At 53.9% G+C, this 6,118-nt stretch carries 2 protein-coding genes and 1 pseudogene; 1 reads left to right on the top strand and 2 read right to left on the bottom strand.

Going from position 1 to position 6,118, the window contains the following annotated elements; all coding sequences use genetic code 11:
• On the top strand, positions 1–190 hold a 190-nt coding region (locus tag LGZ98_RS22770), incomplete at its 5' end, for a SymE family type I addiction module toxin (protein ID WP_262978643.1).
• A 53-nt stretch (positions 191–243) separates the two neighbouring features.
• Here LGZ98_RS22770 and LGZ98_RS22765 read toward each other — a convergent pair.
• Positions 244–879, bottom strand: coding sequence for an SMI1/KNR4 family protein (locus LGZ98_RS22765; protein WP_205068583.1), 636 nt, complete (start codon positions 877–879; stop codon positions 244–246).
• Positions 880–1,834: 955 nt separating this feature from the next.
• Positions 1,835–6,118, bottom strand: a pseudogene (locus LGZ98_RS22755) (hemagglutinin repeat-containing protein); the annotation flags it as partial.

The raw sequence follows: 6,118 nt of genomic DNA, 5'->3' as shown, positions 1-6,118 counted from the left end.
CTATAAGGTGGGGTATACCAGCACCCGCCACGAAGATCGCAACACTGGCATGACCCGCTATTACAGTCAGCATCCCAGCCTGCATCTTAAAGGCAACTGGCTGGAAGAAGCCGGGTTTACCACCGGACAGGCAGTGAACATCACCGTTGAACGGGGGCAGTTGATTATCCGGCTCATTGAGAACAGCTGACGACTCAAAAAAGATCCCAGTGCTTGGACTGGGATCTTTTTGCTAACTGATTTTTAATCTTTTATGTCCATTTTAATGCTTGCCCCATCGGGAATATTTCGTATTTGTAGAGCCAAATCAGCTCTGGCTCTCATTGATTCGCCTGTTCGAGCTAAGTAAAGATTTTCCAATTCATATTCTCCGCCTAAAACAAAGGGAATTTTAGGGACTAAACGATAGCCAGATTGAATAGGACCGTAAATGTTTTGCCAATTATGAGCCAAAGAATATCCAGTTAAGACTTCATAATCTTCCAAGATAATCCCACTCCATTCATTTATACTCTCGGCTAATTTATCAAATAATCCCGTTTCAGGATCGAATGTATGAATACAATCATCTTTTAAACAAAACTGATTTCCAAAGATATCTTCTGCAAAGAAAAGAGCATCCTTAGCCATATCTTCGTACGAGTTAATCCATAACCTATTATTGTTCCAATCAATTAAGCCGATCTCTTCACCTATCGTTTCATATGGAAAAACGCGTAATGCAGACTCAAAGCCATAAAATCCATTTTTTTTAATCAATAAACAGCTCAATTCATCTACCAATGATTTTCCATAATTGGAAGCAATATATTTTTCTGATCTAACCGAAGAAATATCATGACTACAAATTGAGAGTAATTTGTCAGTTAAAGGCCACATTTTTCTATTTCTCCGTTTCTATTTTGCCTGATTTGTCTGTCTTTTCTGTCTTTATAATTACAGTCGCACCATTAGGTAATCCGCGACATTGTTGACCAATACATGATCCAGCTCCTCTATTATCAGAAGGGGTAATTGGTCGAACCGAAGCGCCTGAGCCACCTTCTTTAAACATAGCAGGAGGATATTCATCACGATCTGCACCTTTCACCGGAGGAGTATTTTTCAAGGATTCTCCTCTCCTCTGAGCAGCGCCTCCACGATCAATCGTCAACACATTAGGATGCCCTGCTTTCTGAGCATCTTCAATATGCTTCGCTGATTCTGGATATTTTGTTTTATCTACAACAATAACTTTATGCTCATTAGTATGTTGTTCAGAGCTACTGCCTTTGTTAACAGTTGAACCTTTTATTGACGGTACAGATGATGGTTTCGCCTGCATTTTATCACTGGCTTTTGCCCCAATAATTCCCGTCGCGGTCTCCAGCAACAACAGGTTGCGCTGCTCTTCTTTCACATACTGCGCCGCATCGGCTTTGGATAAGCCTGCGTTCTCCAGCTCTTTCTGACGCAATTCAGTATTAAAGAACCCGGAGAGCGGTCCACTGCCACCATTTAACCAACTGCTCTGCTCTGAACGCCCTATCTTGTCATTGGCACGGTATCCTGATACCGCCAGTTCTTTACCCAACTCATGGTTGATAAAGGCCAGCTCTTCGCGGCTCAACTCACCATTCAACGCCATTTGTTTCAGGCTGTTGATAGTTGCATCACTGGCCTGCCGGTACTCTGTCCAGACCCCTTTACGGCAACGGTCATCCTGACACGATGCTAGTTTACCGCGCATGTCTTCAACCGACGGCAGACCTTTATCCAGAATGCGCTGGCTCAGTTCTTTGGCCTTACCGCACGCTTCCGGTGACAGCGTGCGGCAATCGCCCAGATTTCGGGAGGCCAGCGCATTATTCTCAATTGCGTTCTTCCCTGCCTGCGCCCCGGTAACAGCGCTCCCGGTGGAGTCACCGGCAATACCGCCTGCCAGTCCTGCTGCTAGGGTGGAAAGGGTGCTGATAGTTTGCTTCTGCTCCTCCGTTAACTCACTGACTTTGGCCCCATCACCGTAAAGTTGCTTTATCAGGACCTGCGCGGCCAGTTCCCCCGACGCCGCACCTGCGGCACCCGACAGGGCATTGTTACCGCTCACTTCCGCCGCCACCGCCCCTAAAATCGCATGGGCCAGCGTATTGGTAGCGATATCCACCTGATGGGTTTGTGGGTCCGTCGTCAGCGCTTTTATCACCCCGGCCAGATACGGTGAAGCGCCTCCGGCCAGCGCCTGACCGAGGTTGTTCCCTGCCAGCCCCTGAATCGCTGCCGTGGCGGCCTGTAACGCTTTCTGATAGGTTCCGCCAGTCCCAAAGCCCGAGTCATTCAGCGCCTGCGTGTAAGCGGTGTCATAAATTTGTTGATTGATATCCGCCGAAGTCGGGTGTTTAGTGCCTGCGTTGATCAATTTTTCTCTGGCATTGGCTTTGTCCTGTTCACTGAGATGGTCCAGCTTCGCTTTCGCCGCTTTGGTGGCGATAATTTTCCCTTCCGTCCCGACTATCTCGGTCATCTGAGCGCTGAGTTCGCCAATCAGTTGCGCCTGTTTCAACCGTTGCTGTTCTTTTTCCTTATCAAATATCGGACTCAGGACATTGGCGGCGTTATCGGTATCGCGGCTGAGGGTCGCGACATCCTGCGTCTGGTGCGCCTTATCCCGGATAATCAGGTTGCCGTCACTGACCGCCGCGTGCGTGGTGCTGCTGTCATGGCCTGAGTTATGAGTCCCCGTCAGCGCATTGACTGCCAGATTATTCAGAACCTGACCGGCGGTCGGTTGGCCGAGGCTGACGCCCGCACTCTGCTGCTCAACAGTAAAGTCCGCTTTATTTTGAATGTCCTTGAAGCCCAGTGTCCCGGTGTTCAGGGTGTTTTTGGCTTTATCGGCGGTACTTGCTATCACCGCGCCGTCCAGTTGGGTATGGTCACCGACGTTAACCTGATAGCCGCCTTTGCCGGCAAACAGCCCGGTCTGCTCCTGCACGCTGTCATAGTTGCTGTGCAGTTTATTGCGGCTGGCATTGAGGCTTGCGGTACCGTTAGTGAGGGGACCCACGGTGGCGCTGACGCCCGCGCTGGCGTTGTGTTGCTGGCTGTCATAGCGCTGGCTGTCCTGCTCGCTGCTTAATGTCAAATGACGTTTTACGTCGGCGGTAATCTGCTCGCCGCTGACCTGAGCGCCTTTTAGCGTCGTGTCCCGGCCACTGTTCAGCCCGACGCTCTGTCCTGCCTGTAACGTGGTGTTAGTGTGACTGACGCCGTTGCCGTTTTCGTGGCCGTTGCCCCGACTGACATTGGCCGAGACGCTCAGGCCGGTGCCTCCCGGTCCCACGGTCAGGCCCATGCCCAGCGAACTGCCGTGGCTGCTGTTTTTGCCGGTGGTCTGTTCAGTGCTCTGGCTGGAGGAGAGCTGAATATCCCGGTTAGCATTCAGTTGCAGGTCTTTACCCGCCTGTAACTGGCTGCCCTGAATACGGATATCGCCATTCTGGCCTGATGCGCCTTTGCCATCCCCTTTGGCGGTTATGGTGAGGTTATCCCCGGCCGTGAGACGGCTGCCCTGTTGAGTGGTCTGGCGGTGCTGCTGTTCTGAACGGGAAGACTGGCGGCCATAGGACAGGCTCACCCCGGCCAGATTATTATTGCCTTTGTCGTCACTGCCCTGAGCTTCCGCCAGTCGGCCAGCCTGCGCCGCCTGCACGCCGCTGAGGGCGGCTTGAGTGTTTTGCAGGGCTTTTACTCGCGGGTCACTTTCAGTGCGGGCGGCTCTGGCTGTTTGCACCGCGCTGTTGACGGCCCCGCCTGCTGTACCACTCAGCGCCACGGTTAAGCCGCTCTGTTTTTGTTCGGTTTTTGTCGTGGTGTGATGGCGATTTTCCGCACTGGTGATATCGACCTGTTGACCGGTCAGCGTCAGGTCTTTACCGGCAATCACCTCGCTGCCGTGAACCCGGAGTTGTTCTCCCGCGTTAAGGGTGACGTTGCCCTGGCTGCTGCCGACCGTGCTGCCTTTGCTCAGCTGGCTGTCACTGTTGGTGGTGACTTTCTGGCTGGCTTTGCCAACGGTGAAACCCATGCCGCCGGTCCCCATCAGGCCGGATTTTTTCTCCTGCCGCAAATGGGTTTCATCGTGCGCTTCCGCAGCGGTGGTGACGGTGAGCTGATGACCGGCGTTCAGGCTGACATCCTGCGTGCCAGCGACGTTACTACCGATGATGTTTAGGTCTTTTCCGGCCTGGAGATTCACTTTATCGCCACTGAATGTGGTGCTGAGCGCCTGTTGGTCATGCACTTCATCGTGGGTTTCCACTGACGACTTCGACAGCCAGCCTTTGCTGGTTTGCTTGCTGTGCTCCACTAAGTCGGATGAGGCCGTCCCGGTGGTCAGCGTCAGATTATTTCCGGCCTGCGCCGTCAGTTGTTGACCGGCGTTGACGTGGGCGGCGGTGGCGTTCAAATCCTGCCCGGCTTGCAGGGTCACATCACCGGCGCCGGTTATCTGGCTGCCGATATCCTGTTGTTGGGTCAGATGGCGATAGTTATCTTTCCCCCAATTCCCTTGCTCTGTGCGGCGCGTGCTTAAGGCGTCCAGCGTCAGGTTATAGCCTGCCGTTATCTCGGTGTGACCGTCTTTACCGGCGTTTTTAACGTCACTGGCGGTTAATTGGACATTGTTAATGGCGCTCAGCGATAAGGCGCCCTTATCGTTCTGCACGTAGATGCCTGCCGGACGGTCCTGCCAGCGGTTCGCTTCATCCCCGCGCACGGTCGATGCGCTGATGATATCCCGGCCTTTCAGAGTCACCCGGTCATCCCCCTGAATCCGGCCGCCCCGGTTGGCGAGCGTTTGTTGGGCCGCTAAATCCACTTTGCCGCCGCGAATAAAGCCGCTATTGGTGAGGTTGTTGGCCGTCAGTTGAGTGACGTCACGCCCGTTGATGGTGCCGCTGTTAGTGATATCGCCCTGACTGCTGAGCGCCACGGTATTCCCGGCCAGCAAGGCGCCATCACTGCGCAGGTCGCCCTGACGGACACGCGCATAAACCTGCGGCACAGTCACTACCTCGGTAGTGCCATCCGGCAAGGTGACGGTTTGGTTAGTCAGCCAGATAATGTCTGAGGTCAGCAGCGCCATCTGTGCCGGACTCAGCGCCACACCCGGCGTTAACTGTTGCTGTTTGCCAAAGGCGACACCGGCATCCATCAGCGCTTTAAACTGCGCTTCGTCGTTGTTGTAGCCCGGTAAATAGCGCTGGCCGGTCAGTTGGGTGATTTGGTCACGCACCAGCCGCTGTTCGTAGAACCCATCGCCCAGGCGTTTATGAACCAGCGCCGGGTCGTGAGTGAGCTGTTGCCGCATATAGTCCGAGCCCAGCCACTGTTTGTACTGGGTGAATTTCGGGTCGGTCTCGACCAGATAGTGGCTGTCACTGGCCGGTTGCACGGTATACAGACTGTTATTCGGCAGGCGGGTATCAGGCGTCACCACGCGTATCACCGGGTCGACTGTTTGCCCTTTCACCGTCTCCGGGGGCAAACTCAGTTCAAACGGCTGACCGGGGGGCAATACCAGCGGCTGATTTTTGATACCGTTCACCGGCGTAACCGCCGTGGGGGCCGCGTGTATCTGACCGGTTTGTCGGTCGGCGATGGTGATACCGGGGGCCGCCGGGCGGGTATGCTCCTGCCAGGCCAGCGTTTTCAGGTCAATCGTTTCTATTACCGGCGCGGGAGCATAACGACTGCGGCTTTTTCCCTGCGAAGTTTTGGTCCCCCCGAATCCGAACTTTTTCTTTCTGGTCTTTTTGGCGTACCAGTGGGTCTGGCGACCTTCATCGGTAGTGATGCGTTCGCCCTGAGTGGCAATATTGTGCAGTTCGCCGATTTCTCCATCCAGCGCCCCGCTGGCGACAATCTGGCTGTCGTGATTAGTGACCTGCGCACTGTTGAGCGTGATATTACCCCCGGCCAGAATTTTACCGGGGTCGCTCTGTTTAACCTGAGTTTCCTTGACGGTCCGGGTGTACTGATATTCGTAAAAGTCATTACTGCGGCTGCCATCCGGCATGATGGCATCGTGCACTTTGTATTTATTGCGGTGGGAAGTGTCCACCTGTGACCAGTCGTAACG

Origin of the sequence: Photorhabdus kayaii, assembly GCF_025384895.1 — a bacterium.
GTDB lineage: Bacteria > Pseudomonadota > Gammaproteobacteria > Enterobacterales > Enterobacteriaceae > Photorhabdus > Photorhabdus kayaii.
The sequence above is the reverse complement of the archived record's forward strand: the minus strand, read 5'-3'. Positions and strand labels throughout refer to the sequence as shown.

What these genes read in the sequence shown, in the direction of transcription:
- LGZ98_RS22765 (WP_205068583.1), bottom strand. Translation starts at nt 879, where the DNA reads ATGTGGCCTTTAACTGACAAATTACTCTCAATTTGTAGTCATGATATT.